The organism is Pelomonas sp. Root1237 (assembly GCF_001425055.1).
In the GTDB taxonomy this organism is placed as follows: domain Bacteria; phylum Pseudomonadota; class Gammaproteobacteria; order Burkholderiales; family Burkholderiaceae_C; genus Pelomonas.
Map to the genome: position 1 here is coordinate 235,723 of NZ_LMDK01000019.1, position 25,446 is coordinate 261,168.

Annotated in this window: 22 protein-coding genes, 1 pseudogene and 1 CRISPR repeat array; of the genes and pseudogenes, 4 read left to right on the forward strand and 19 right to left on the reverse strand. The window is 65.1% G+C overall.

Features of this window, described 5'->3' with window-relative positions; genetic code table 11:
* Nucleotides 1-4: 4 nt before the first annotated feature.
* Genes ASC91_RS23885 through ASC91_RS23900 form a run of 4 tightly spaced genes read right to left on the reverse strand, consistent with a single transcriptional unit; the run spans nucleotide 5 to nucleotide 2,155 of the window.
* Nucleotides 5-391, reverse strand: a complete 387-nt coding sequence (locus ASC91_RS23885; RefSeq protein ID WP_056203078.1) for a VOC family protein — start codon at nucleotides 389-391, stop codon at nucleotides 5-7.
* 50 nt (nucleotides 392-441) lie between these two features.
* Entirely contained in the window at nucleotides 442-912 is a 471-nt protein-coding gene (locus tag ASC91_RS23890; RefSeq protein WP_056203082.1) for a group II truncated hemoglobin, read from the reverse strand.
* On the reverse strand, nucleotides 909-1,643 hold the full coding sequence (locus tag ASC91_RS23895; RefSeq protein WP_157282018.1) for a DUF4386 domain-containing protein: 735 nt from the start codon (nucleotides 1,641-1,643) through the stop codon (nucleotides 909-911). The genes ASC91_RS23890 and ASC91_RS23895 overlap by 4 nt, the downstream gene beginning before the upstream one ends.
* Nucleotides 1,640-2,155 carry a hypothetical protein gene (locus tag ASC91_RS23900; protein WP_056203086.1) on the reverse strand — a complete coding sequence of 172 codons (516 nt, stop codon included), beginning with the start codon at nucleotides 2,153-2,155 and terminating at the stop codon, nucleotides 1,640-1,642. Before ASC91_RS23900 ends, ASC91_RS23895 begins: the two co-directional genes overlap by 4 nt.
* A 187-nt stretch (nucleotides 2,156-2,342) precedes the next feature.
* Here ASC91_RS23900 and ASC91_RS23905 point away from each other — a divergent pair, with 187 nt between their 5' ends.
* The gene (locus tag ASC91_RS23905) at nucleotides 2,343-3,047 is read left to right on the forward strand and encodes a hypothetical protein (protein ID WP_056203089.1); all 705 of its coding nucleotides are present in this window, start codon (nucleotides 2,343-2,345) and stop codon (nucleotides 3,045-3,047) included.
* A gap of 31 nt (nucleotides 3,048-3,078) precedes the next feature.
* Here the strand turns inward: ASC91_RS23905 and ASC91_RS23910 are convergent, their stop codons facing one another.
* Nucleotides 3,079-3,525 (reverse strand): Lrp/AsnC family transcriptional regulator, encoded by a 447-nt coding sequence (locus ASC91_RS23910; protein WP_056203092.1) that lies wholly within the window; start codon nucleotides 3,523-3,525, stop codon nucleotides 3,079-3,081.
* A gap of 126 nt (nucleotides 3,526-3,651) precedes the next feature.
* On the opposite strand from ASC91_RS23910, the gene ASC91_RS23915 reads away from it, so the two are divergent.
* On the forward strand, nucleotides 3,652-4,578 hold the full coding sequence (locus ASC91_RS23915; protein ID WP_082532987.1) for a DMT family transporter: 927 nt from the start codon (nucleotides 3,652-3,654) through the stop codon (nucleotides 4,576-4,578).
* 184 nt (nucleotides 4,579-4,762) lie between these two features.
* On the opposite strand, the gene ASC91_RS23920 is transcribed toward ASC91_RS23915, so the two are convergent.
* A complete protein-coding gene (locus ASC91_RS23920) occupies nucleotides 4,763-5,290 on the reverse strand; it encodes an SRPBCC family protein (RefSeq protein ID WP_056203099.1) in 528 nt (175 codons plus the stop codon).
* 86 nt (nucleotides 5,291-5,376) lie between these two features.
* Between ASC91_RS23920 and ASC91_RS23925 the strand changes: the two genes are divergently transcribed.
* Together ASC91_RS23925 and ASC91_RS23930 are read left to right on the forward strand one after the other, a co-directional pair.
* The gene (locus tag ASC91_RS23925; protein ID WP_056203102.1) at nucleotides 5,377-6,231 is read left to right on the forward strand and encodes a phytanoyl-CoA dioxygenase family protein; all 855 of its coding nucleotides are present in this window, start codon (nucleotides 5,377-5,379) and stop codon (nucleotides 6,229-6,231) included.
* Nucleotides 6,232-6,377: 146 nt separating this feature from the next.
* Complete coding sequence (locus ASC91_RS23930; protein WP_082532965.1) at nucleotides 6,378-7,532, forward strand: BON domain-containing protein; 1,155 nt, start codon at nucleotides 6,378-6,380, stop codon at nucleotides 7,530-7,532.
* A 66-nt stretch (nucleotides 7,533-7,598) separates the two neighbouring features.
* On the opposite strand, the gene ASC91_RS23935 is transcribed toward ASC91_RS23930, so the two are convergent.
* The 13 genes and pseudogenes from ASC91_RS23935 to ASC91_RS23990 all read right to left on the reverse strand — a co-directional run bounded on the left by ASC91_RS23935 (nucleotide 7,599) and on the right by ASC91_RS23990 (nucleotide 25,336).
* Nucleotides 7,599-8,027 (reverse strand): hypothetical protein, encoded by a 429-nt coding sequence (locus tag ASC91_RS23935; protein WP_056203107.1) that lies wholly within the window; start codon nucleotides 8,025-8,027, stop codon nucleotides 7,599-7,601.
* Nucleotides 8,028-8,132: 105 nt separating this feature from the next.
* Entirely contained in the window at nucleotides 8,133-9,512 is a 1,380-nt protein-coding gene (glmU, locus tag ASC91_RS23940) for a bifunctional UDP-N-acetylglucosamine diphosphorylase/glucosamine-1-phosphate N-acetyltransferase GlmU (protein ID WP_056203109.1), read from the reverse strand.
* A gap of 75 nt (nucleotides 9,513-9,587) precedes the next feature.
* Nucleotides 9,588-10,211, reverse strand: a complete 624-nt coding sequence (locus ASC91_RS23945) for a DUF4136 domain-containing protein (protein ID WP_056203113.1) — start codon at nucleotides 10,209-10,211, stop codon at nucleotides 9,588-9,590.
* Nucleotides 10,212-10,272: 61 nt separating this feature from the next.
* Nucleotides 10,273-11,268 carry a tRNA 2-thiocytidine(32) synthetase TtcA gene (ttcA, locus tag ASC91_RS23950; RefSeq protein ID WP_082532988.1) on the reverse strand — a complete coding sequence of 332 codons (996 nt, stop codon included), beginning with the start codon at nucleotides 11,266-11,268 and terminating at the stop codon, nucleotides 10,273-10,275.
* 5 nt (nucleotides 11,269-11,273) lie between these two features.
* On the reverse strand, nucleotides 11,274-11,669 hold the full coding sequence (locus ASC91_RS30490; RefSeq protein ID WP_056203616.1) for a dihydroneopterin aldolase: 396 nt from the start codon (nucleotides 11,667-11,669) through the stop codon (nucleotides 11,274-11,276).
* Between the two features lie 312 nt (nucleotides 11,670-11,981).
* Nucleotides 11,982-12,521 (reverse strand): annotated as a pseudogene (locus tag ASC91_RS30495) (FAD-dependent oxidoreductase); the annotation flags it as partial.
* A gap of 25 nt (nucleotides 12,522-12,546) precedes the next feature.
* Complete coding sequence (locus ASC91_RS23960; RefSeq protein ID WP_056203115.1) at nucleotides 12,547-13,173, reverse strand: sulfite oxidase heme-binding subunit YedZ; 627 nt, start codon at nucleotides 13,171-13,173, stop codon at nucleotides 12,547-12,549.
* Complete coding sequence (gene msrP / locus ASC91_RS23965) at nucleotides 13,173-14,147, reverse strand: protein-methionine-sulfoxide reductase catalytic subunit MsrP (protein ID WP_056203118.1); 975 nt, start codon at nucleotides 14,145-14,147, stop codon at nucleotides 13,173-13,175. The genes ASC91_RS23960 and msrP overlap by 1 nt, the downstream gene beginning before the upstream one ends.
* 227 nt (nucleotides 14,148-14,374) lie before the next feature.
* Nucleotides 14,375-16,922: a CRISPR direct-repeat array (repeat unit 36 nt; unit sequence GTTCCGGCCAGAGCGCATTTCCCAGCGATCTAGACT).
* Nucleotides 16,923-16,992: 70 nt separating this feature from the next.
* Entirely contained in the window at nucleotides 16,993-17,319 is a 327-nt protein-coding gene (cas2, locus tag ASC91_RS23970; protein ID WP_200955328.1) for a CRISPR-associated endonuclease Cas2, read from the reverse strand.
* 10 nt (nucleotides 17,320-17,329) lie between these two features.
* Complete coding sequence (cas1, locus tag ASC91_RS23975) at nucleotides 17,330-18,259, reverse strand: type II CRISPR-associated endonuclease Cas1 (protein WP_056203125.1); 930 nt, start codon at nucleotides 18,257-18,259, stop codon at nucleotides 17,330-17,332.
* A 5-nt stretch (nucleotides 18,260-18,264) separates the two neighbouring features.
* Nucleotides 18,265-21,354 carry a type II CRISPR RNA-guided endonuclease Cas9 gene (gene cas9, locus ASC91_RS23980; protein ID WP_056203130.1) on the reverse strand — a complete coding sequence of 1,030 codons (3,090 nt, stop codon included), beginning with the start codon at nucleotides 21,352-21,354 and terminating at the stop codon, nucleotides 18,265-18,267.
* 299 nt (nucleotides 21,355-21,653) lie between these two features.
* A complete protein-coding gene (locus ASC91_RS23985; protein ID WP_082532967.1) occupies nucleotides 21,654-23,879 on the reverse strand; it encodes a PAS domain-containing protein in 2,226 nt (741 codons plus the stop codon).
* A gap of 26 nt (nucleotides 23,880-23,905) precedes the next feature.
* On the reverse strand, nucleotides 23,906-25,336 hold the full coding sequence (locus ASC91_RS23990) for an ATP-binding protein (protein ID WP_056203135.1): 1,431 nt from the start codon (nucleotides 25,334-25,336) through the stop codon (nucleotides 23,906-23,908).
* Nucleotides 25,337-25,446 lie beyond the last annotated feature (110 nt).

Sequence of the window (25,446 nt, forward strand, 5' to 3'; positions counted from 1 at the left end):
GGCCTCATTGCCCTGCCGGCGGCTCCCAGAGCTCGACCTTGTTGCCATCGGGGTCCATCACCCAGCCGAACTTGCCGTACTCCGAGTCCTGCGGTTCGCCGACGACGTTGCAGCCTTCCACGCGCAGGGCCGCCAGCAGGCCGTGCAGGTCGGCGACGCGGAAATTGATCATGAAAGCCGCGGTGCTCGGCGCGAAGTAGCCGGTGTCGGCCTTGAAGGGGCACCAGTTGGTGCCACCCGCGCCGCCCGGGTTGTCGGGCGTCGTCCAGGGGAAGGTGACGCCGCCCCAGGCCTCGACGGGCAGGCCGAGGTGCTTGCCGTACCACTCGGCCAGGGCCTTGGGGTCGGGCGATTTGAAGAAGATGCCGCCGATGCCGATCACGCGTTTCATGCGAGCTCCTGAAGTGGCACGATTTCAGCACGCGATGGGGTGCTTGCGCATCAGCCCTGATACGGCCCCTTGACCTCGCCCCAACCCCATTTGGGCATGGTCGCGTCGGCGTCCACCGTCACGCCAGGTTGCGAATTGAGAACGGCCAGACGCGAGCCCCATTCAAGGTAGCCCACCAGCGCGGAGCGGAACTCGGGGTCATCGGGCATGCCAAGCTGATCGGCCGTGTCCAGCAGCAGTGCGACCCAGGCGCGGCGCTGTTCCTGGCTCAGATGGCGGTCGAGATGCTGGCGCACCATGTGCGGATGGCCGCCATGCTCGGCGGAATAGGTGGCCGGCCCGCCCAGCACCTCGGCGAGGAAGGCGGCCACATGAGCCGGATGCTCGCCGTTCATGTGGGCAAAGACGGGCGCGAGCAATGCATCGTCCTTCACGCGCTGGTAGAAGCGCTCGGTCAGCCGTTGCAGCGCGGGCAGCCCGCCCAGCCAGTCGTAAAGGGTGGGGATCGCGGGATCGCTCATGGGGGTGAGGGCAGTGTGGATGCGCTGGACGTGGGGTTGGCCGTGACCTTCACAAGTCGGTGTTTGCCCGCGGTCAGCCACAGCGCAAACGCCAGCTCGCCCACCAGGACCGGCAGCATGACGGCCGGGAACAGCAGCCTGGCGAAGGCCGGCGCCAGCAGCAGCGCGAAGCTGTTGAGCAGATAGGCCAGGCCCGCGAGTGCGAGCAGCCAGCCCAGCACGCGTGGCAGCACGCCGCTGTGAGCGATCAGCGCACCGCAGATGACGCAGGAGAAGCCGAAGAACACCAAGCCGATGGCAAAGCCCTGGCCGTGCAACTGAACCGCCAGCATCGCCAGCGCCTCGCGCTGGGCTGGCGGGAAGGCGGTGCCCATGGCGGGGCCGGTCAGCAGGTCCAGCGCCGCGAGCAACTGCACGCGGTTGGCGACGAGCATGGCCGTCTGCACGAGGTTCAGGCCAGCCGCAGTCAGTGCCAGTGGCTCGTTCACGGGCCGCAGCAGCCGCCACATCATGACGATGATCGGTAGGTCCAGCACCTGCATCAACAGGTCTGCGCCCAGGCCCAGGCGCCACAGCTGCGGGTGGGCGGCGATGCGCTCGGCCGTCGCGGCGGCATCGCCGGCAACGACGAGGCTGCCGCGCACGAAGGCTTCGCTCCACAGCCCGAGCGCAATGATGGCGAGGTAGCAAAGTCCGGAGATGCGCAGTTCGCGCGAGCTCACGCTGGTCATGCCGGCCTCACGGCATGCCAGGCCCAGCGGGCCGTGCCGCGCACCAGCCAAGACAGGCCGGCGATGATGCCGCCGACCAGCGTTGGCAGCACAGCGCCAAACGTCCAGCTCATGCCGAGCGCGAAGCCGAACAGGCTTTCCGGCCGATGGGCCGGCAGCAGCACCGCAAGCAGCAGCATGCCGAAGAAGATCGCCTCGGTCAGCGCCTGGAGCTGGAGGCTGAAGGCCAGCGACAGTGCTGCGCCGGTCAGCAGGGGCAGCGCGAAACCCAGCGCGATTGGCGCCCCCTCCTGCATCGTTGCCGGGCGGCGCGGCAATCGACCAGCCGCCCAGGCGGCCAGGGCCGGCAACAGCAGCAAGCCCCAGGCGTTGGACAGGCCCGGCAGATCGGGGCGCTGCAGCAGATGGTGACTGACGATGCCGCCATGAAGGGCCTCCCAGCCAAGATGCAGGATTTCGGCGAGGCCGGCGAGGGCGGCGAGCGCCAGGCGCGGTGGGGTGATGTAACGCATCCGCCGGAGTGTGGCCGAGGAGATGCGTGGCGGCGGCACGGGCTGCGACCGGCGGCAGGGGCGGGGCGGTCAGCTGCAATGCCAGCCGACAGTCGGCAGGGTGATTAACGGAAGCAACGCCGGGTAACAGCTGTCGGGCTCACCCGGCTCTAGAGTCGAGGCCTTGCCACGACCGAAGTCCCAGCCCATGCGCCATCGCCTTTTGAGCGTTTCCGTTCTGACTCTGCTGGCCTTGCTGCTCGCGGGCTGTGCCGCGGTGCGCGACGGGCGTGAGGCACGCGGGCGTGACGCGCACATGGCTCAGGCGCCGTCGGTGGCGGGCGTGGCGGAGGAGAGCTTCGGCAAGCCGGCCTGGGGACGCAAGGGCGAGTTCTCGCTGAGCGGCCAGCGCGTGCGCTACGAGCGCGGCGCCGAGCGGCTGGCCTTGTTCGAGCCTTTGCCCGCCAATCTGCGCACGCCCCTTAACTTCAGCTGGCAGGGGTCGGGGGGCGAAAGCTCGACCGTCTGCGAGGCCTGGACATCGGAGTCCAGCGCCAATGGCCGGCTGACTGACAGCAAGCCCTGGGTGCTGAGCTGCCGCTGGGGCAATGCGCCAGCCGCCATGCTGCAGATCGGCGAAGGCCAGATGCGCCGCGGCAAGCTCAGCCGCGAAGGCGCCTACCGCCGCGGCGAGCTGACGGTGGGGCTGCGTTCAGTGCATCTCCACGAAGGCAGCGCGCAGCCGCAAACAGTGGCCACGGGCTACGAGATGCTGCACCAGGGCACCGTCGTCGGCAGCCTGGACCTGAGCGGCAGCCAGCCGCGGCTGCGCCGCCCCGACCCGGCCACACCGTTGGGGCGGGCCGTCACGGAAGCGGCTCTGGCCCTTGCGCTCGCCTGGGAGCCGAGTTGAGCTGAACTGAACTGAACTGACGCCAGGAGCGTCAGGTCTCCAGCTTCAACGGCGGTACGCGCCGGCGCAGTGGCTGGGCCTTGACGATGCTGGAGCTGGTCTGGGCGCAATCGGCCAGCCTGTCCAGGGCCTGGTCGAGGTGTCCGATGTCGCGCAGCGCCAGGCGCAGCACGAAGCAGTCGTCGCCGGTGACCTTGTCGCACTCCAGCGCCTCGGGCATGTCCTCGATGCGCTGCTGCACCTGGGCCAGCGCACCGGGCATGGGTCGCACGCGCACGATGGCCTGCAGCGTGAAGCCCAGGGCCAGTGGGTCGATGTCGATGGTGAAGGCGCGGATCACGCCGCGTTCGCGCAGGCGCGCCAGCCGCTCCGAGGTGGCGGGCGGCGACAGCCCAATCGCCTCGGCCAGGTCCTTCAGCGGCGCACGGGCGTCGGCGGCCAGGGCGGCCAGCAGCAGGCGGTCGATGTCGTCGATCATGATTAGGTTCGAATGGATAAGTGCCGTCGTTGATTCTGCCGAAGCATCAGATTGCCGTCTTTAATGCATATATCGGCCGGGCTGACCTTGAAACAATGGCATTCCTCGTCATTGCAAGGAAGCACCGTGTCCCCCACTACCCGTGGCGCCCTCGAGATGGGCAGCGCGATGAGCCTGCTGGGCTCGATCGGCTATTTCGTGTTGCTGTCCGGCCTGGCGCCGCTGGACGTCGTGTTCTGGCGCTGCGGCTTCGGGTTGCTGACGCTGGCGCTGATCTGCACGGTGCTGGGCCTGTGGCGCCGGCCGAGCGCGCGGGAGCTCGGGCTGGCCGTGCTGGGGGGTGTGGCCATCGTGCTGAACTGGGTGCTGCTGTTCGGCGCCTACGGCCGGGCCTCGGTGGCCGTGGCCACGGCGGTCTACAACCTGCAGCCCTTTCTGCTGATGGGCCTGGGCGTGGTGTTCTTCGGCGAGCGGCTGAGCGTGGCGCGGCTGGCCTGGGTAGCCCTGGCCTTCGCGGGCATGGTGCTCATCGTGCAGGCACGGCCGAGCGCCGGCTATGTCGGCGGCAACTTCGGGCTGGGCGTGGCGATGGCCCTGGGTGCCGCGGCGCTGTGGGCGGTGGCGGCCGTCGTCGCCAAGCGCCTGAGCGGCATGCCCGCCCCGCTGATCGCCATGATCCAGGTCGCCGTGGGCCTGCTGATGCTGGCGCCCTTTGCCGACCTCGGCCACCTGCCGCAGACGGCACTGGGCTGGATGCCGCTGGTGGTGCTGGGCGTCGTGCACACCGGGCTGATGTACGCGCTGATGTATGCCGGCGTGCAGCGCCTGCCGACGGCGCTGCAGGGCGGCCTGTCCTTCCTCTACCCGGTGGTCGCCATCCTCGTGGACTGGCTGGCCCTGGGGCACGAACTGGCGCCGCTGCAATGGCTGGGCGCGGCGGCCATCCTGCTGGGGGCCGCGGGATTGTTCGTTGGGCCTGTTAGCCCTGCGGAGATGGGTCGCGTTGTGGCCAGAAGGGCCGCAGGCACGACAGCAAACCGCAAGCTGGGTTGATACCCAGCGAGGATTTGCAACACAGCATGCGGCCCTTCTGGCCACAACCCTTCGGGAAGGCCCGCCGCAAGTGGCCACTCGTTGTTGCAGCCCTTGCCCGCACATGAGTGCGGGCTGCACGCTGCGTCTAGATTGGCCCCTTGCGGCGGGCCTTCGCGGCCCATCGCCGCAGGGCTAACAGGCCCTACTTCTCGGCCAGCGCCTTCAGGTTCGCCAGCCCCGCGTCGAAATCCGGCCCGACCATCTTGTCCATGAACAGGCCCATCCAGCGGTAGACCGGGTTGCTGCCCATGTCGCCGTCCATCGACCACGTCACCTGGGTGGCACCACCGTTGGTCTCGAGGCGGAAATCGCCGGTCGAGGTGGTGCCGAAGTCGGGGAAATAGAGCTCATAGCCCAGGCGCTTGGGCGCCTCGGCCGTCGTGAAGGTCATGCGGCCATCGCCCTGGCTCTTGCTCTTCCAGGCCCAGACGGCGCCGGCGCCCGAGGCGGGGCCGCTGTATTCGATGGCCATGGCCGGATCGCGCTGGTTCCAGGCGCTCCAGGCTTTCCAGCTGCGCGGATCGGCGACGAGGGCGTAGATCTTGTCCGGCGCGGCGTTGATCTTCACCGTACGCGAGAGCGTGTACTTCGGCGACAGCATCAGCCCGCCGCCCACGCACAACACCGGCAGCGCGACGATGGCGATCAGCAGGACCTTGAGCACTTTCATCGGGAGTCTCCCGGGGTGTTGACGTGGCCGCACTGTGGGCGCCCCGCACTGGTCACACAATCCGCACAACTCCTTCCTACAAGCTCATGACGAACTCCGCCGACCTTGCCTCCGTATACGCCGAACAGGGCTATCTCGTCATCCCCGGCTTCAAGACGGCCGCCGACGTCGCCGCGCTGCGCCAGCGCGCCCTCGACATCGTCGATGCCTTCGATCCCGGCGAGCAGCGCCCCGTCTTCACTACCGAAGAGCAGCAGCGCCATGTCGACGATTACTTTCTCGACAGCGGCGACCAGATGCGCTGCTTCTTCGAGGAGGAGGCCTTCGATGCCGAGGGCCGGCTGCGCGTCGACAAGGCCCTGGCCATCAACAAGATCGGCCATGCGATGCACGACCTCGACCCGGTCTTCAGCGCCTTTTCCAAAGGCCAGGCGCTGCGCGGCGTGGCGGCCGAGCTCGGGCTGAAGCAGCCGCAGGTCTGGCAGAGCATGTTCATCTTCAAGCAGCCCGGCATCGGCGGTGAGGTGCGCTGGCACCAGGACGCGAGCTTCTTCGAGAGCGACCCCATCACGGTGACTACCTTCTGGTTCGCGCTGGAGGATGCGACGCTGCACAACGGCTGCCTGTGGACCGAGCCCGGCGGCCACAAGGGCGAGCGCGGCGTGCTGCGCGAGCGCTTTGTGCGCGAGGGCCGCAAGGCCTGGATGGAGCAGATCGACGCGACGCCTTGGCCCGCGGCGGATTCCCGCCAGGCCATTCCACTGGAGGTCGAGGCGGGTTCCCTGGTCGTCTTCCACGGCCTGCTGCCGCATTACTCGGCGGCGAACCGCTCCGACAAATCGCGCCATGCCTACACGCTGCATGTGACGGACGCGGCCAGCCGCTATTCACCGCGCAACTGGCTGCAGCGTGACGGCACGTTGCCGGTGGGGGGTTTCTAAGCCGCGCCCTCACAGCGGTCACAAGTACATACACCCCAAGCCCTTTGTCCTACAAGGCGAAGGAGCTTGCACCGGCATGGCGCGCCGCGGGGTCACCTCACAGTCGGCTCCATCGCAAACGTCGACAACGACGACCGGAGGCCGACATGAAATTTCCGAAATCGATGCACGCCGAGGGCTGGGCCAACCACCTGGAGGAGACCAAGCCCGAGCATCTGCCCGATGCGCTGAAGGCCGGTGGCTCCGCGCCCCTGCACGCCGCCAAGGTCCCCCCCGTCGGCGCGGCGCGATTCAAGCCGACCGGCGTTGGGGCCAAGGTGTCGGCGACGACGCCGCTTCATGCCGAAACGCCGCGTGTCGAGCCGGTTCACGCCCGACCCCAGCCCGCCACCGCATCGCTGCAGCGTGACCGGCAGATGAACTGGATGATCCCCGCCGGTGCCGGCGCCGCCCTCATCGCCGCTGTGGCCATCTGGGCCATGAACCGGCCGAGCGAGGCACCTGTCACGCCGCCCGCCATCGTGGTTGGCAGCGCCGAGCCACAGACCGAAGTTGCCGCCGCCACCCCGGCGCCGGAGACACCGGCCGCGTCACAGGCAGAGGACAGCACGACGACCACCGTCGCTGCTGCGCCAGCGCCTGCTGAGCCTGCAGCGACCACTCGTCTGGGCCCGCCGGTGACGACGACCCGGCCGGCCGCTGACGCCCCCGCTGTGGTGGCTCAGGCGCCGGCGCCCGCAGCGCGACCCGACATGGTGTTGCGCGGCGCGCCGACCAGCCCGGCTGCAACCCTGCCGCCACCGACGACCGTGGCCGCCGCGCCAGCGAACGCCCAGCCGCTCAGCGTACCGCCTGGCTCGGCGCCCATCGTGATGCCGCCCACCGCGGCCGGCCCGGCCACGGCGACCCAAACCATGCCGCCCGCGACGCCGCCACTGGCCTCGGCAACGCCTGCTGTGCCTGACACGGTTGCCGGCTCGACGGCGCCTGGCACGTCGCCTCAAGCCCAGGCTCAAGCCCAGCCGCAACCGCCGCAGCAGATCCTGCCGACGGCCGAAGACAGCGGCATCACGGCCAAGGTGCGCATGGCCCTCGCCGCCGATTCAACGCTGGCCGCAGTGCCCATCGCTGTCAGCACCGACCATGGCGTCGTGAAGCTGGAAGGCCAGGCACCCGACACCCAGACCCGTGAGCGGGCCACTGTCGTCGCGTCCTCAACGGGTGGCGTGAAGGCCGTCGATAACCGCCTGACTGTGCCGCCGGCTGCGGTGGTGAGCCAGGCGCCGACAAGCCAGCAATAAGCGATCCGCGCCAATGACAAAGGCGCCCTTCGGGGCGCCTTTTGCGTTTGCGTTGCAGGGCTGCGTTCAGTGGCAGCGCTGGCTGCGGGCGGGCGCCAGTTCGGCGTCAATCAGCGCTTCCTCGGTCACCTCGCGGGCGGCCTCGAGCTGCTGGCAGAGTTCGCTGATGCCGTCGTCCCGGCCGCCAGTGACTGCCGGCAGCGGCGCCGCGGCAATCTCGGTGGGCAGGTCAGCCAGGGCGCCGATGAGCTGGAACAGCAGTTCCAGGCTGGCTTCACCGTCCTGCGGCAGGTCGCGCGCGGCACCCAGGCTGCGGGCCAGATACCAGCAGGCTTCGGCCGCGTTGTCGCAGGCCTGGGCCTTGAGTTCAAGGGCGCGATTCCGAGCTTCAGCCTCATCGCGTTCACGATAGGCCTGGGCGATCTCATAGGCACCCAGATCCGCCGGGACGGCATCGTCAAGCGAGAGCGCGGCAAAGTCGAGTTCGTGGGCCATGGGTACTGCGGTGTTCGTGACAGGGCCATCCTAACGGCGGGCCGGCCCGGCAAGTGCCCCCTCACCTCGAGCGGCGTGAAGCAATCCCCGGAACTAAGTCACTATTCAACGCTTCTTCGTGGGACGGGTCCAGCCAGTCAATGCAACTTGTTTGCCGCGGGCGACAGCGAGGTCACCGGGAGTAACGTCCTTGGTGATGGTGGAACCACCGCCAATGGTGGCGCCATTGCCGATCTTGATGGGCGCCACCAGCACGCAGTTGGAGCCGACATGAACGTCATCGCCGATCGTTGTGCGGTGCTTGTTGGCGCCGTCGTAGTTGGCCGTGATCGAACCCGCGCCATAGTTGACACGCTCGCCCACGGTGGCGTCGCCCAGATAGGCCAGGTGGTTGGCCTTGGCACCCTTGGCCAGCGTCGAGTTCTTGACCTCGACGAAGTTGCCGATGTGCACCTCGGCGCCCAGTTGTGCGCCGGGCCGCAGGCGGGCGAAGGGGCCGATCAGTGCACCCTCACCAACGCTGGCGCCCGCTGCTTCACCGTCGATGTGGGTGAACTCGTGGATGCGTGCGCCGGCGGCGATGGTCACGTTGCGGATCACGCAGTTGGCGCCAATGCGCACGCCATCGCCCAGGCTCACATCGCCCTCGAAGACGCAGTTCACGTCGATCTCGACGTCCTGGCCGTGCGTCAGCGTGCCGCGCAGGTCGAAGCGGGCCGGGTCGGCCAGGCGCACGCCGGCGCGCATCAGGCCTTCCGCCTGGCGGACCTGGAAGGCGCGTTCGAGCTGGGAGAGCTGCACGGGGTCGTTGACGCCCAGCACCTCGATCTCGCTGTGGGCCTTGATGCCCAGCACGGGCAGGCCCTCGGCGACGGCCATCGCGACGATGTCGGTCAGGTAGTACTCGCCCTGGGCATTGTTGTTGGTCAGCTGGCCGACCCAGCGCTTGAGCGCTGCAGTGGGCGCGGCCATCATGCCGCTGTAGCCCTCGTGGATGAGGCGCTGCTCGGGCGTGGCGTCCTTGTGCTCGACGATGGCGAGCACGCCGCCGTCATCGGGGTCGCGGATGATGCGGCCGTAGCCGGTGGGATCGGCGAGGTCGACCGTCAGCAGCACCAGGGCGTGGCCGGCGCAGGCGTCGATGAGAGCCTTGGCCGTGGTGGTTTCGATCAGGGGCACGTCGCCGTTCAGGATCAGCGTGGTGCCTTCACCCAACAGCGCCGGCACGACCTGCTGGATGGCGTGGCCGGTGCCGAGCTGGGGCATCTGGCGCACGAAGGAGATGCCGTCAGCCGAGACGGCCGCCTCGACCTGGTCGGCGCCATGCCCGGTGATGACGATGCGCGCGCTGGCGGCCAGGGGCTCGCAGCTCTTCAGCACATGAGCCAGCAATGAGCGGCCGGCGAGCTTGTGCAACACCTTGGGCGTTGCGGACTTCATGCGGGTGCCCTTGCCCGCCGCCATGATCACGATGTTGAGCGCCATGCCTGCCTTGCGACTACGTTTGAACGAAGCCGCGATTATGGGCAGGCGGGGCGCTGTTCCCTGCTGTCCTCGCCGCTAGCGGACGGCTTGCACGGAGACGCGATGCGATTTCGGGTTGACCTTGGGGAACTCGGCCATGGCCGCGTCGAACAACGGCGTCAGCAGGGCGTCGCTGCCCATGGTCACGCCCTCGTTGCTGGCATGGGTCTCGAACAGGGCTTCGCCGCTGGCGCGGTCACGCATCAGCAGGGCCACGGCGCGGTCGTAGCGGCGATCGAAGAACGGATCGTGACGCCAGCCAAAGCCGCTCCAGCCTGGCACATAGCCATAGCGCGGCGAAATGAGGCGGCCGCGCCAGCGCCACCACAGCGGGTCATCCCAGGGCACGGGGTCGTAGGCGGTGACGCGGGCGCCCAGCGTGACGAGCACGTCAGCGCTCTTCGCATCGGCGGCAGGCCTGAAGCCGGCCTTTTCCAACGCGGCCTTGGCGGCGTCTTCCAGCGTGGCCTGGCGCTTGGCGGCTTCCTCACTCTGCTGCTGCGAGGGCAGGCGGTCGAAGGCATAGCTGCCGGGCTTGCGGTCGGCCGGCCAATTGCCATAACTGGAGACGTCAGCGGAGACCGTGTACGGGCCGGCGCAGCCGGTGAAGGCAGCGACCGAGGCAGCGGCTAGGGTGGCGAGAATCAGGCGGCGGTTCATGACGGCACCTCCATCAACGAGATGCCGTCATTCTGACCCGCTCAGATTGCCCGCGTGTAAATCAGCGTTGCAGCGTGATGACTGAAGCCTGCGCGGGTGTCGCGCAGCTTTCATCGTCGTCGAAGGCGATGTCGCCGTCGGGCTCGGCCCGGCCCGTGGCCTTCATGGTCTCGAACGGGAAGAGCTTCTTGTCCATCATGTGCGAGGGCACGACGTTGCCCATGGCCGTGAAGATGTTGTCGATACGGCCGGGGTAGCGCTTTTCCCACTCGTTGATCATGGCCTTGACCTGCACGCGCTGCAGGTTGTCCTGGCTGCCGCACAGGTTGCACGGAATGATGGGGAACTCGCGGTGTTCGGCCCAGCGCACGAGGTCGGGCTCCTTCACATAGGCCAGCGGGCGGATGACGACGTTCTTGCCGTCGTCGCTGACCAGCTTGGCCGGCATGCCCTTCATGCGGCTGCCGAAGAACATGTTCAGGAACAGCGTCGTGACCATGTCGTCGCGGTGATGGCCCAGCGCGATCTTGGTGGCGCCCAGTTCGCCGGCCACGCGGTACAGGATGCCGCGGCGCAGGCGTGAGCACAGGCTGCACGTCGTCTTGCCCTCGGGGATGAGCTTCTTGACGATGGAATAGGTGTCCTGGTTCTCGATGTGGAAGTCCACGCCGCGCGAACGCAGGTAGTTGGGCAGCACCTCCTCGGGGAAGCCGGGCTGCTTCTGGTCGAGGTTGACGGCGACGAGGCTGAACTTGATCGGCGCGCGCTGCTGCAGGTTCAGCAGGATGTCCAGCATCGCGTAGCTGTCCTTGCCGCCCGACAGGCAGACCATGACCTTGTCGCCGTCTTCGATCATGTTGAAGTCGGTGACGGCCTGGCCGACCTGGCGGTGCAGGCGCTTGGACAGCTTGTTGATCTCAAACGCGGCCTTCTTGTCGGCAGCGGCTTGTTCGGCGAAATCGAGGACGTCAGCGGTGCCCGGCCGCCCGAAACCGCTGACAGCCCCCTCGGGGGGCAGCTCGCCGTGCGAGCGTGGGGGCAAATCAAGTTCAGACATGTTGTTCACCATGCACCCAGTTCGGTGCTGATTGCGACTTCGCAGTCGGGAAAGATTTCGAGCTTGGTCAGCTTCAGGCGCACGCCGACGACGCCGGGCAGGCTCATCAGGCGGTTGCAGAGCTTGCCGAGCAGGGCCTCGACGAGGTCGGTGTGCTCGGCGGTGCATTCGTCGATGATGGCCGTGCGCACGCGGCGGTAGTCCAGCACATGGCCGATGTCGGCGTCGCGCGCGACGACAGGCATGGCACCGAGGTTGACCTCGGCATCGACCTGGATGGGCTGGGGCCCGGTGCGCTCGAAGTCGAGCACGCCGAGGTTGGCGCGAAAACGCAGGCCCTGCAGATGGATGACCTGGCGGTTGTTGTAGCGCTGCGGCGCGGCGGCGACCTGCGGGCGCAGCGCCAGTTCGATCTGCTTGGCCGCCTGCACGCCATCGGCCAGCGCCGTCTGCACGCATGGATGCCAGCGACGGCTGGCGTCACCGGCGACGAAGGCGCGTTGGCGCGAGGCTTCGTCCAGCAGCGCAAAGGCGGAAGGCTCGGGCTCGAAGCCCAGCAGTGCGGCGACAAAGTCGAAACGTTCGGCGCCGACAGTGACGCCGCGGTCGTCCGGCAGCAGGGCCTCGGGCAGTGGCGTGGCCAGTTGCACCGTGATGCGGGGGTGGGCTGTCGCCCGCTCGGCCAGGTGGATCTGGGCGCGCCAGCTGCCGCGCGACCAGACAGTCACCTCATGGCCGCGCTCGGCCAGGAAAAGGGCGTTCTCTGCGGCGTTGTCGCCGGCGCCCAGCAGCAGCACGCGCCCTGGCGACAGGGCCTCGCGGCGGGCGGTCAACTGGGAGGCGTCCAGCACGCGCTCATGCGGCACGGCGAAGTAGCGCGCCGGGCGCAACAGGCGCAGGCCGGTGGCGACGAGCAGGGCGCGGGCCTGCACATGCTCGCCGGTGGCCAGTTGCAGGGTCCAGCCTGCGGGCGTGTGGCGGGCGGACTCGGCCCGCGTGCCCAGGCGCAGCGTCATGCCCGGCGTGGCCTGGGCCTGGGCGGCGTAGTGCTCGCCCAAAGCAGCCAGGCGGGCGGCGGGCTCGCCCAGCACCCAGTCCTGGGCGAAGTTCAGGCCGGCCAGCGCGGCGCACAGGCGGGATTCGCGCTCGACGAGCAGGGCTGTCATGCCCATCTGGCCCAGCCAGGACGCGGCGCTGCAGCCGGCGGGGCCGCCGCCGAGGATGGCGACGTCGATGGAGGTGGGGTTGGGCATGGGGTGGTTCGGGCAGAACCACGAATTATCCCAGTCGCGCCTTTTTCGTGTTCAGGCGTTTGAAGAGGCGCCACCCCAGCAGCGCGGCAAGGATCACGCCGTAGACGGCCGGCTCGGCGAAGTTGTGCTTGCCGGCGCGCATCCAGATGAAGTGCAGCAGCGCGATGACGGAGACGGCGTAGATCGTCTTGTGCAGCGCCTGCCAGCGCTTGGCGCCGAGGGCCTTGATGGCCTTGTTGAAGCTCGTTGCCGCCAGCGGCGCCATCAGCAGCCAGGCGGTGAAGCCCATCAGGATGAAGGGCCGCTTGGCGATGTCGCGGGCGATGTCGGAGAAATCCAGCCCCATGTCCAGCCAGCCATAGGCCAGCAGGTGCAGTGAGGCATAGCTGAAGGTGAACACGCCCAGCGTGCGCCGAAAGCGCGCCAGTGCGGCCAGGCCCGTCAGCTCGCGCAGCGGCGTGATGGCCAGCGTCAGCCACAGGCCGCGCAACGTCCAGTCGCCCAGGCCGCGGATGATGGCTTCGGCCGGGTTGGCACCGAGCCGGTTGGCTACGGCGCCGAAGACCAGCCACGCCAGCGGCGTAAGGCACAGCAGGAAAAGCGCCGGTTTGGCGCCGCGGCTGAGCAGCGCCGCCGTCAACGCACGCCGCATCAGAAATTGCGCTTCAGATCCATGCCCGCATAGAGCTGGCCCACTTGCGCTTCATAGCCGTTGAACATCAAGGACGGCCGCTTCTTGGCGAACAGGCCGTCTTCGCCAATGCGGCGCTCGCTGAGCTGGCTCCAGCGCGGATGGGCCACGGTGGGATTCACGTTGGAATAGAAGCCGTATTCCTGGGGTGCGCTCTCTTCCCAGCTGCTGCGCGGCTGCTTCTCGACGAAGCGGATCTTGACGATGCTCTTGGCCGATTTGAAGCCGTACTTCCAGGGCAGCACGATGCGCACCGGCGCGCCATTCTGGTTGGGCAGCACCTCGCCATACATGCCGAAGGTCAGCAGCGCCAGCGGGTGCATGGCTTCATCCATGCGCAGGCCTTCGAGGTAGGGCCAGTCCAGCACCGACGAGCGCAGCCCGGGCATCTGCGCGCGATCGGCCAGCGTCGTGAATTCGACGAACTTCGCCTTGCCGGTGGGCTCTGCTTTCTTGATGAGCTCTGACAGCGAGTAGCCCACCCACGGGATCACCATGCTCCAGCCTTCGACGCAGCGCAGCCGGTAGATGCGCTCTTCCATGGCGCTGAGCTTGAGCAGCGCGTCGAGGTCGTAGCGGCCGGGCTTGGCGCATTCGCCTTCGACGCTGACCGTCCATGGCCGGGGCTTGAGCGTGTGGGCGCGCTCGGCGGGGTCGGCCTTGTCGGTGCCGAATTCGTAGAAGTTGTTGTACGAGGTTGCATCGGCGTAGCTGGTGACTTTCTCCATCACCATCGCACTGGCCACGGCCGAGCGGGCGCCCGGCAGCTTGGGCAGCTTGCCGCCACCTGGCGCGGCCTGGGCCTGGGCCAGGGCCAGCGGTGACGCGGTTGCCAGGCCAAGGCCGGCCAGGGCAGTGCGGCGGTTCAGGTAGACCCGGCGGGGCGTGATCTCGCTGGACAGGGGCTCGTGAAGGGCGGTCGTTCGAATCAGCATGAGGGGCTCTCGGGTCTGTGGGCTGAGGCTGGGTCGGGCCAGGACGGGCGCAACTTACACCGTCGGATGAAAGGCTGCCCTACGTCATGGCAAATCCCGCGCCCTCCACCGGCGCCGGCAAAAGGCGTGTCCTGGGCTTTGTGTTCTCGACGGTCGCTGATAAGTCGGCCTGTTCATGTTGCTTTATCGGCGTCAGGAGCGTGCGCCTTGGCGCGTTTGGTTCTGCGGTTCCGGCCAGAGCGCATTTCCCAGCGATCTAGACTCGCATCAACGTCTTCCTACATGACGGCGGGGTTCCGGCCAGAGCGCATTTCCCAGCGATCTAGACTGGGGACGAAGTTGCACCGCGCCAGCGCGCGGTTCCGGCCAGAGCGCATTTCCCAGCGATCTAGACTCGCGGGCACCGGCGGCGCGCGGGGTCTCGTGTTCCGGCCAGAGCGCATTTCCCAGCGATCTAGACTGCTGGACACCAACACCAACGCCCTGGCCTCGTTCCGGCCAGAGCGCATTTCCCAGCGATCTAGACTCCCTGTCGATGACGATGGCGCGGTAATTCGGTTCCGGCCAGAGCGCATTTCCCAGCGATCTAGACTAACCGGGATCAGCAACCAGACCGCCACCGGGTTCCGGCCAGAGCGCATTTCCCAGCGATCTAGACTCCACGTCTGCCACTCGCATGAACTGCGCTGGTTCCGGCCAGAGCGCATTTCCCAGCGATCTAGACTCGACGGCCGCGAGGACCTCACCGGCAGCGAGTTCCGGCCAGAGCGCATTTCCCAGCGATCTAGACTCAGCCTGGTGATGTCGCGCGGCGTGATCCAGTTCCGGCCAGAGCGCATTTCCCAGCGATCTAGACTGGCAGTCGCCCGCGTCGAAGCGCCAGGCGGGTTCCGGCCAGAGCGCATTTCCCAGCGATCTAGACTTCACGGTCTTGGCATCGACGTTGATGTGCTGTTCCGGCCAGAGCGCATTTCCCAGCGATCTAGACTCTTGATGGTCTGCGGGTTGTAGCCGCGCTCGTTCCGGCCAGAGCGCATTTCCCAGCGATCTAGACTGAACGGCTACGAGGCCATGTGCGTGGTCGCGTTCCGGCCAGAGCGCATTTCCCAGCGATCTAGACTCTTCACCACCTACGCCCCCTGGCTCATGTCGTTCCGGCCAGAGCGCATTTCCCAGCGATCTAGACTTGAATGAACTTGCCGATGCCGGCGACTTCGAGTTCCGGCCAGAGCGCATTTCCCAGCGATCTAGACTCGTCGCCGAGCGCGTTCCATTGGATGTTGAGTTCCGGCCAGAGCGCATTTCCCAGCGATCTAGACTGCATCGACGTGTTCATGTTGGGCATGACCAGTTCCGGCCAGAGCGCATTTCCCAGCGATCTAGACTCGCGGCCTCGGCCATCATGTCTCTGTCGCCGTTCCGGCCAGAGCGCATTTCCCAGCGATCTAGACTGGTGGTGCGTGCCGCGGTGCTGCTGATACTGTTCCGGCCAGAGCGCATTTCCCAGCGATCTAGACTGGATCTGCAGGACACCCACTTGATCAATGAGTTCCGGCCAGAGCGCATTTCCCAGCGATCTAGACTGACCGCCCAGAACGCCAGCGCGCAGAACCAGTTCCGGCCAGAGCGCATTTCCCAGCGATCTAGACTTCCAGTGGCCTGTGGCCGATACGCCGCCGAGTTCCGGCCAGAGCGCATTTCCCAGCGATCTAGACTTCCAGCCGGCCAACTGCACCTGGTGATCCAGGTTCCGGCCAGAGCGCATTTCCCAGCGATCTAGACTCCCAGACCGTGTAGCCGCCGACGGAACGCGGTTCCGGCCAGAGCGCATTTCCCAGCGATCTAGACTCGCATTGCCAGTCGGCAGCAGAACGCCATTGTTCCGGCCAGAGCGCATTTCCCAGCGATCTAGACTGGCCGATACCTGCGTCAGCAAGGATTGCTAGTTCCGGCCAGAGCGCATTTCCCAGCGATCTAGACTCTCGCCGTGTCGCTCGAGCCTGTTGGTCAAGTTCCGGCCAGAGCGCATTTCCCAGCGATCTAGACTCTGCGAGCCAGGCCAGTACGGCGCGTATCTGTTCCGGCCAGAGCGCATTTCCCAGCGATCTAGACTCCGAATTGCTGGTTGCATCGAAGATCGTGAGTTCCGGCCAGAGCGCATTTCCCAGCGATCTAGACTCCTGGAGCTGCGCGCGCATCACCTGGGCCTGTTCCGGCCAGAGCGCATTTCCCAGCGATCTAGACTCGGCTACAGCGACGAGCCCGACTGCGTGCACGTTCCGGCCAGAGCGCATTTCCCAGCGATCTAGACTTCCAGTGGCCGGTAGCGGTCACGCCGCCGAGTTCCGGCCAGAGCGCATTTCCCAGCGATCTAGACTCCTTGGACCCCGCGGTCAGCACCTTGTAGGGTTCCGGCCAGAGCGCATTTCCCAGCGATCTAGACTACGGGTTCGTCGGCAGTGAGCCAGAATGGCGTTCCGGCCAGAGCGCATTTCCCAGCGATCTAGACTCGCTCGCGCAGCGCGGCCTCAACCTCACACCGTTCCGGCCAGAGCGCATTTCCCAGCGATCTAGACTCCTTTGGCAGGAACAGTACGGCTCGGCCGTGTTCCGGCCAGAGCGCATTTCCCAGCGATCTAGACTCGGCTGGATCGGCGTTGGCGGCTTCGCCTCGTTCCGGCCAGAGCGCATTTCCCAGCGATCTAGACTACCAACAAGGAGCTAAGGGGCAAGGCGATCGTTCCGGCCAGAGCGCATTTCCCAGCGATCTAGACTCGGCCGGCAACAACCCCTTGATTCGTCAAGGGGTTTTTGCCTTCTGGACGGGCCGAAAACGTGCGCATGGCTAGAACAGGTCGAATTGGTCGGGCGTTTTTTTGGCCGGCTGCTTGGCCTTGCCCTGGTAGCTGATGATGCGTTCGTACTGCTTGTCGGTGAACTGCAGGATATTGACCTTGCCGCCGGCCGGCAATGCCCCTTCGACCCGTTTGCAGTAGGTCTCTACCTGGGTGCCGCTGGTGCAAAAGCGCATGTAGACGCTGAACTGGCTCATCTCGAAGCCCATATCCAGCAATGCGTTGCGAAACTCGGTGGCTGCGCGACGCTCGGCCTTCTCGACCACCGGCAGATCGAACATCACCACCATCCACATCAGCCGGTATCCCGTAAGCATGGGGCGCGGCTCATTCGTCGGCCTGCAGCGCTGACGCCAGCGACAGCGGCAGGCCGGGCAGGGGCAGGTCCAACTTGTCCCGCTCGCCCAGGTACACCTGCGCCAGCGAAACCGCCAACCGCTGCGTGCAGACCATGACAGGGGTTGCCCCCGCAGCTGTCTGCATGTCGTCGTAGAGCGTGCGCACCAGGGCGCGCTTGGACTCGGGCGTGACTATCTCTTCGCCATTGCGGCGCAGCTGCCAGACCTTCAGATCGATGACGGGCCGGAAGGGTTCCATCAGGTCATCGACCAGCCGCATCGCGTTGTTGTCGTGGCTGTGATGCAGGCCGATGCCGGGGTGCAGACCCGCTGCGATGATGGCGCGGGCCATCGCAGCGCGCATCACCGTGTAGCCATAGTTCAGCAGGCCATTGACACCACCGCCCTGCTGATCTCGCCGGAAGCCGTCGCCGAACAGCAGGCCCCAGTAGCGCCGTGCGCCCTGGGCCTCCAGGTTGTCGGGGTCGCCGCTGCGCACCTTGGCGGCCAGCGCGGTCAGTGGCGCAGTGGGTGCCCCGGCGGCCTCCAGCGCGGCGGCCTGTTGTTCCAGCTTGGATCGCACAACAGCAGCCCACAGGCGCTTGTGCGTGGGCAGGCTGGCAGCGATCTGCGCCTCGATGCGCTTGGACTGCTCGAAATTTCCCTCGATGGGCAGCAGCATGCCCACCGCGTTGTGGTTGGCCGCGCACAGCACGAACGGCGCGCCGCGCTCGGCCAGCGCCACGAGCAGGTTGTTCGTGTAGCTCAGGCCCTGGGCATTGGCGATCACGGCGGCGATGTCGTCTAGCGGCACCTGGCCGAGTTCCTTGCCCGACTCCGTGTCCTTGACCACCATGAAGCCGCGATTCATGGACAGGTGCCGGCGGTCATCGGCCACTTCGACGATGCGGCCGATCATGCGAGCTACTCCTTGAAGCCGGGGTCGCGCAGCTCGCCCGCCGGCGAGACCGTGACCCGGCGGCCACGGGCTTTTTGAAGTGATCCGGCATATTTGGACAGATAGACAAACTGGTCTTGTTTGTCTCTATTGCGCGCATCTCCGTTGGCTTCGTTATGCGGCGCAAAGAAGATCTGGCCGTTACCCGTCATGTTGACGACGCGCAGCACCACAGGCCGGCCCTCGTCGTCGTCGAAGCGAACCATGTCACCGCCTTGCAGGCGCATCACCAACGGCTTGCCTGAAATGCTGCGGCTCTTCGACTGGATGTGCGCCAAGGCGGCATCTCTGCCGAACTCGCTGACCAGGCGATATGCCTCGAAGGTTGACACGACCTCGCCCTCCCATCGACCCTTGTCGTTGCGCACGATGTCCATGCAAAACTTGGGGCTGGCCACGTAGCCCTTGTAGGGCAACTGCTGACCGGCCTTGTCGCGGTGGTGGCGTTGCAAATGCTCCGGCCCGGTGAAGCCGACCATCGCCTTGGAGTCGGCTTCCTTTTCATTCGGCTTGCCGCCGCCGATGCCGCGCGTGCGCCACATGTTCTTGGGGTCGAGATGCGGCGGGCGATAGGTTGTGTCCTCGTGCATCGCGCCCTCGAAGCCATGATCCGGCTTATGGCTGACCCAGATCGAATTCACTGCGCGCTGCACATGCTCGCGATAGCTGTCCCACGGGTCGGGCATGGTCTCGACCAGCCGGTCCAGTCCTTTGCCGCGCGCGTCGGCGCTGGCCTGGGCAAAGCGCTGCAGCAGGCCCTGGTCGGTCACTGCCACGACGCAGGCATCCACCGCGTGATGCCGGTGGTCGTTGCGGTTCTTCTCGCCGTTCAATCCGAGGATGTCGTTAAGGCCGAACTTGGCGCGCAGCATCGCCGTCATCTGCCCCGGAATCACGCGTGTGCTGGCAGGGCAGACAAGGCTCAAATACTCGCGCGCCACTCGGCTCAGGTGGCGTGTGTCGTTCAGCGCCCGGGCCAGGAAGTCCTTATCCTCCTTCAGCCACTTCTCTAAGCCGTCCGGCGCAAAGCGCTGGCGCTTGGCGCGGGGCATGCGCTCGGCGCGCATCAGGATGCCGTCGTAGTCCCAGCCTTGTCCGGCAAAGGCTTCGCGCGCGTCCCAGGGCGTGCGGTTGCCTTTGAGGCGGTTGACCAGGCGCATCGCCACGGTCTTGTTGTTGAGGCTGTCATCCAGCGTCATCGAGAACGGCAGGATGTGCTCGATCTCCACCTGTTCGCTCAACACCATGGCCGCGCTCAACTGCACGCCGCTATAGGGGCAGCGCCGGTCCGCGATGTCGAAGCTCAATTCCTCCCAGAGGATCAGCTTCTGGATGTCCGCAAGGCGCACGCGCTCATCGGCAATGCCCAGGATGGCCGCCGCGTCCTTGCGCAGCCGCTCATTGCGCTTCTGGTTCTTCGCTTGCTGCTCCTGCGTTTCGCGGCGCTGGTCCTGGCTCTGTTTGAGGTCGCGTGCCACTTCCACGATCACCTCGGTGGGGTGGCCGTAGCGCTTGATCAGCGCATTGACGACGACGCGCACCTGGTTCAGCCCGATGTGCACCGTCGGGTTGGCGATTCGGCCGAAGCGCTTTTCCGGCGTGTCATTCAGTTCGCCAGTGCCGAATCCCACATGCCGCTGCAGGTACTCGCCGTAGTAGGGCAGCTCGGGCAAGATCTCGCCGGTCGAGGCCGCGTGGCTGATGTGGCTGTGATGGTCGTAGCCGGCGGCCAGCACGGCCTTGTCGTAGGTGATGACCTCGGCGCGCATGGCCGGCAGGATCTTGGCCAGCGCCTTGGCGCTCAGCGAGCCGTAGCCCTCGGGCAGCGCGGCATTGGCGATCTTCAGCGCGTGAGCCTCGTCTACGCCTGTGGATGTGGCCAGCCAGTCCACCAGCCGTGCTTCGCTTTCCTCCTCCTGGATGCGCATGACGATCTCGTCCTGGCGCGCCTCGCTGAAGCCGTGCCAGGCCGGGCCGAAGAAATCCTTCTTGCCGAGCAGCATGCTGGTGGCATTGCCCTTCAGCTCGGTTCGCTTGGCGTCGGCCAGGTTGAACTGCACCGTGCCCGGTAGGCCCAGCAGCTTGGGGATGGCCGTCTTGAAGGACTTGCTGCCGTCCTCCAACGCCGCCACCAGCTTGTCGCGTTGCTCAACGCTCAGTGACTCTTCCAGCAACCGGCCGCCGAGCAGACGCAGGTGGTTGACCTCCTGCAGGATGCGGAAGCGCTGCTGGCTGGGCAGGGCCAGCGGTGCGCGCGGCTCGTCGGGCTCCAGCGTGCAGCGGCCGGGGCGGACGGGACGCAAGTTGCGCTGGTGCAGCAGGCAGTCCTTCAGCGTGGCGCGGGCGGCTTCGCCGAACTGGGTGGGACTGAGTTCCGCTTGTTTGGCCCACAGCGCGTCGAACTCTGCCTCCACCATCGCGCGGTCTACATACAGGTCGTAGCTCTTGTCGACGCGCGTCTTGCCATCGTCCTTGGTGATGCGCTGCTCGCGATAGCGGGCACGCACGGTGAGGACGTTCGGATCGCTCATGCGCCGCCATAGCAATTCGCCCACCGTCCGCGCCCTGCCATCGGCGCCTGCCGTATCAAGCTGTGCGCGCAAGCCGCCGATGGCTGCCTTCAGAGCACCGCTGTCGTTGTCCTTCCTGTCTGTGCGGCGGTTGCTCTTGAAGCCGCGGCGCTGGTTGAGATGGAAGAGCGCGCGGGCGAACTCGGCCGGCGTCAGTGCCGCGTCCAAACCCTTGGCGCGCAGCTCGTAGGGATTGAGCGTCTCCAGCGCCTTGCGGGCCGCCTCGTCAGCAGGGAATAAGTCGTGCTCGATCAGAAGCCGCTGCATGCGCGCCTTGCGCTTGAGCAACCTGTCGCGGCGTCGGCGCATGGCGCGAGCGTTGCGGCGCGTGACCGCCAGCGAGGAGCCGTCTTTCGGATTGCGCCCGTCCGGGAAGATGCGTACGCCGGCGCGCACGATGGCGCAAGGCTCATCCTTGGCGTTGAGTTGCACGATGGCCCAGCCGAGTGAAGTCGAGCCGAGGTCCAAAGCCAGCCGATATTTCATGGGCACTCCTCCCTGGAGTTCTTGTATTGATGCCGCCGGTGGATTGGACGTTGATCGCGTCTCCGGTCGTATCAGGGTTGCTCCGCAGGGAGGGCGGTAGCCACGGCGTTAGCATGCACACGTTAGATCGCTGGGAAATGCGCTCTGGACGCTAACAAGCTGAAAGATGCACCAAATGGAAGGCCGCGAAGTCGCAAGACGCGCGGCCTTCGTCCTTGTGCGGAGCAACTGTGGTCGCGGCGCTGCGACAGCGCCCCCGAGGCTCGACGGCGTGGTGGATACCCCGCCGCCTCAAACATTCAGCGCGCGGATCCCGCCGGCACGTTCACGGGAACCTCCAGGATGAACGACGCACCTTGCCCAGGGCCATCGCTATGGACGCTCAAGCTGCCGCCCATCTCCTGTGCGGCCAGAACGCAGCTGTGCAAACCAAAGCCATGCCCGTTCTTGCGCGTGGTGAAACCATGAGAGAAAACGCGGGTCAGATTCTCCGGCGCGATGCCTTCGCCGTTGTCCGTCACCGTGATGCGCAGCACAGGCCCTTCCATCAAAACAGCACCGAGCGTAATGAAGGCGCGTTTGTCCGCGGTCGCGCTCAACGCTTGTTTGGCGTTGCTGATCAAGTTCACCAGTACCTGCAACACGCGATGCCGATCCAGTAAGAGAGCGGGCAAGGTCGGGTAGTTTTTTACAACATCCACTTTGTGACGCGTCAGCGCAACCGTGTGCATGCGCAGCGCGTCGTCCAGCAGTTCGTCCACCTTGGCGGATTCGACAACACGCGGCGTGCCTGCATATGACTGCTGGGTTGCGATGACCTGTTTGATATGTTCCACGCTGCCGCACAGCGCGCCCAGTTCAGTCGTTATGGCTTCGTGCTCACCCTCGAGTGTTCGAGCCAGTTCACGCAAATAGGTGGGCAGCAGCTTGCCTTTGCTGTCCTGCGTCAGGAACTGCCCCAAATCCTCGGTATGCGCATCCATCAAAGCCACGGAGCGGGCGAGTCCCTTGAGCTTGGATGCCCGCAACTGGGCGCCAATCAAGTCGGCCGATACGTTGACGCTGTTGAGAACGTTGCCCACGTTGTGCAAAACGTTGGTTGCGATCTCTGCCATGCCGGCGAGGCGTGCCGCAGTCAGCAGTTGGGCCTGCACCTCTTCAATTTTTCGCTCGGCTTCCTTCAGTTCGGATATGTTTTTTGACGTTCCGAAGGTCCCGATCAGTTGACCATGCCGGTCTCTCCAGGGGCTTTTGGTGGTGAGATACCAAACAACGCGCCCATCGGGATGGACGGTTTTCTCGCTCTTTTCGACGATGGGTTTTCCGGTCCGGAGGATTTCTTCTTCATCATGGCTGAATTCACTCGCCCTGTCCTGGCCGTAAAGGTCTGCATCGGTTTTGCCGATCACATATTTTTCAAACTCATCCACGTTGGCCAAATGCGGCGGGAGTGCGTCTTCATCCGTGCCGGGATGTACTGCGCGGTAGCGGCTGATCGATAGTCGCAGCAGGTTATGCAGCTCTGAACGGCTTATTTTGACGAAGCGTGATTTCAAATCCTTGAAGAAGATGGAATCAGGCGAATTCTCCATCAGCGTGCTCAGCAAATCGTGGTGATATGCCAGCGCTGCTTCCGACTGCTTCAGCGCAGTAATGTCCTTGGAGATGCCGAAGGTGCCGATGATGACTCCTGCACTGTTGCGCAGCGGCATTTTGGTACTCAGCGTCCAGGACTCGGCGCGGCCATCCTTCCAGGTTTCCTTCTCCGCTTTGCCAATCATCGGTTGGCCTGTGCGCAGTATTTCCTGTTCATCCTCATAGGCGGGGCGCGCATGCTCTTCGGAAAAAAAATCGAAATCTGTCTTGCCTACCAATGCCGCCGGCGACGCGGCCCCGAATTGCAACGCCTGGGCTTTGCTGCATTTGAGAAAACGGGACTGCATATCTTTGAAATAAATATGATCGGGTGAGTTGTCCAGGAGTGTGCGCAGCAAATCTTGCTCATTGATCTGGGACGCATCCACTGGGCTCTCTGCCGCTGTCGTCTCTGCCGACGAGTTCACGCCTTGATGCGCCTCGGCAAACTGTTGCAAATGCCACTTCTCTGTCAGGGAATGTGACAGCTGGATGACTTCGACGCGGTCAAGAGGCATTTGAAGCGTCAGCCACCTGCTATTCGTTGCTCCCATGGCTTCGAATAACGAGTCAGAGGAAGAAGCGAGCCGCTCCGCGCAAAGCACGATCTGAACTCTGGGATCAATTGCCCAAATTTGGGGGGCTATTTCGACCGCTGTCCATGCCTTCGTTTGAGAGGCGCCTATGAATACCAAGGTATAAGGTTGTGAGGCCAGCAGGGACTGCTGCATAAGGGCAAGGCTGTCGGGGGTGTCGCGGGCGCAGTCCAGTTCGAATTTCCCTTGCGCATGGGCATCTTCGACCAACATGTTGCGAAAGGCGCCGTGAGTGTCGGGATTGCTGTCCACGACGAGAATACGGCCCTTGTTTGGGGCAGGCCATGTTTTCATGATGGGTTGCCTTGCATGAAGTGGCTTCAGATATCGGACACTGGCACTTCGGCTTGCGTTTTTGTCTGTCGCACGGGCAGCGTGACGCGAAACGTGGTGCCTTGACCCACGACACTTTCCACGTCGATGCGGCCGTGGTGTTTCTGCACGATGCCGTAGGACACCGATAGCCCGAGCCCCGTGCCTTTGCCAACGGGCTTGGTGGTGAAGAAGGGCTCGAAAATATGCTTGAGCGTGTCGGGTGGTATGCCAGTGCCCGTGTCGGCCACCTCCATCCACACGTGCGCCCCTTCGGCTCCCGTTCGAATGGCGATGCGGCCACGTTTTTCACCAATGGCGTGAGTCGCATTGACCACAAGGTTCATCACCACCTGATTGATCTGTGAAGGCAGGCATTCAATATTGGGAATGGCGCCATATTCCTTGACCAGATCGGCCTTGTACTTGATTTCGCTGGCGACGATATTCAGCGTCGAATCGATGCCCTGGTGCAGATCGGCTGATTCCCAGTCTTGCGACGAATCAATGCGGGAAAAGTCCTTCAGATCCTGGACGATCTGGCGCACCCGCACAATGCCTTGCTTGGATTCTCGTATGAGCACTGGAATGTCTTCTTTCAAGAAATCCAGCTCCACACGTTCACGCAGTGCGCGCAGATTTGCAATCACCTCGGGTGCCGTGATGCTGGTTTCTGCGTGTTCATAGGCGGCAATCAGCTCGAATAGTTTTCCGATATATCCATCCAAGGTGCCATGGTTGGAGAAGATATAGCCGATCGGATTGTTTATCTCATGCGCGACACCTGCCGCAAGCTGACCGATGGAGGCCAGCTTTTCTGATTGGATCAATTGCCCTTCCAGATGCTTGCGCTCCCTTATCTCGTTCTGTAAAACTTCGTTGACGGTGAGCAGTTCACTGGTGCGTTCCCGTACCGCGTCTTCCAAAAGGGTGCGGTGCGCCGCCGCATCCTGCATCATTTGCCATTTGGTGGTGAGCGCCGTGGCCAGTTGGAAGACCTCGATGGAATCAAAGGGTTTTTTGAGGATCAGCAGACGGTCGGACACGTCCAGGCGCGCCAAGATATCGGCCCACGAACCGTCGGCATATGCCGTGCAAATAACGACCTGCAAACGTGGGTCGCGCTGCCATAGATGTTCAATGGTTTGCACACCATCCCAGCCGGGCGGCATGCGCATATCCACGAAGGCCATGGCATAGGGCCTGTTTTCGTGGAGGGCGGCCTCTAATCTTGAAAGCCCCTCCTGCCCCTGATAGGCAGAATCGAGTTCAAAGGCGATTTGGGGGAGCGCGCTGTCCTCTTCGCCAAACAAAGCTGCTTCCACGGCGCTGAGTTGCGCGTGTTCCGGCGCTTGCGGCATGAGGATCTTTCGAAAATCCTCGTGGATTGCAGGCATGTCATCCACCAACAGGATGCGACGGTTTTGCGGGGTCTTCATCGCTGGCCCTCCGGATTGGGGACTGATTTTTCAGAATAATTAGAGCAGATTTCCGTAAGGGTATGTCGCGAATGAGATACTGGCTGTGCACCCGTCTTATGGGAGTGGAT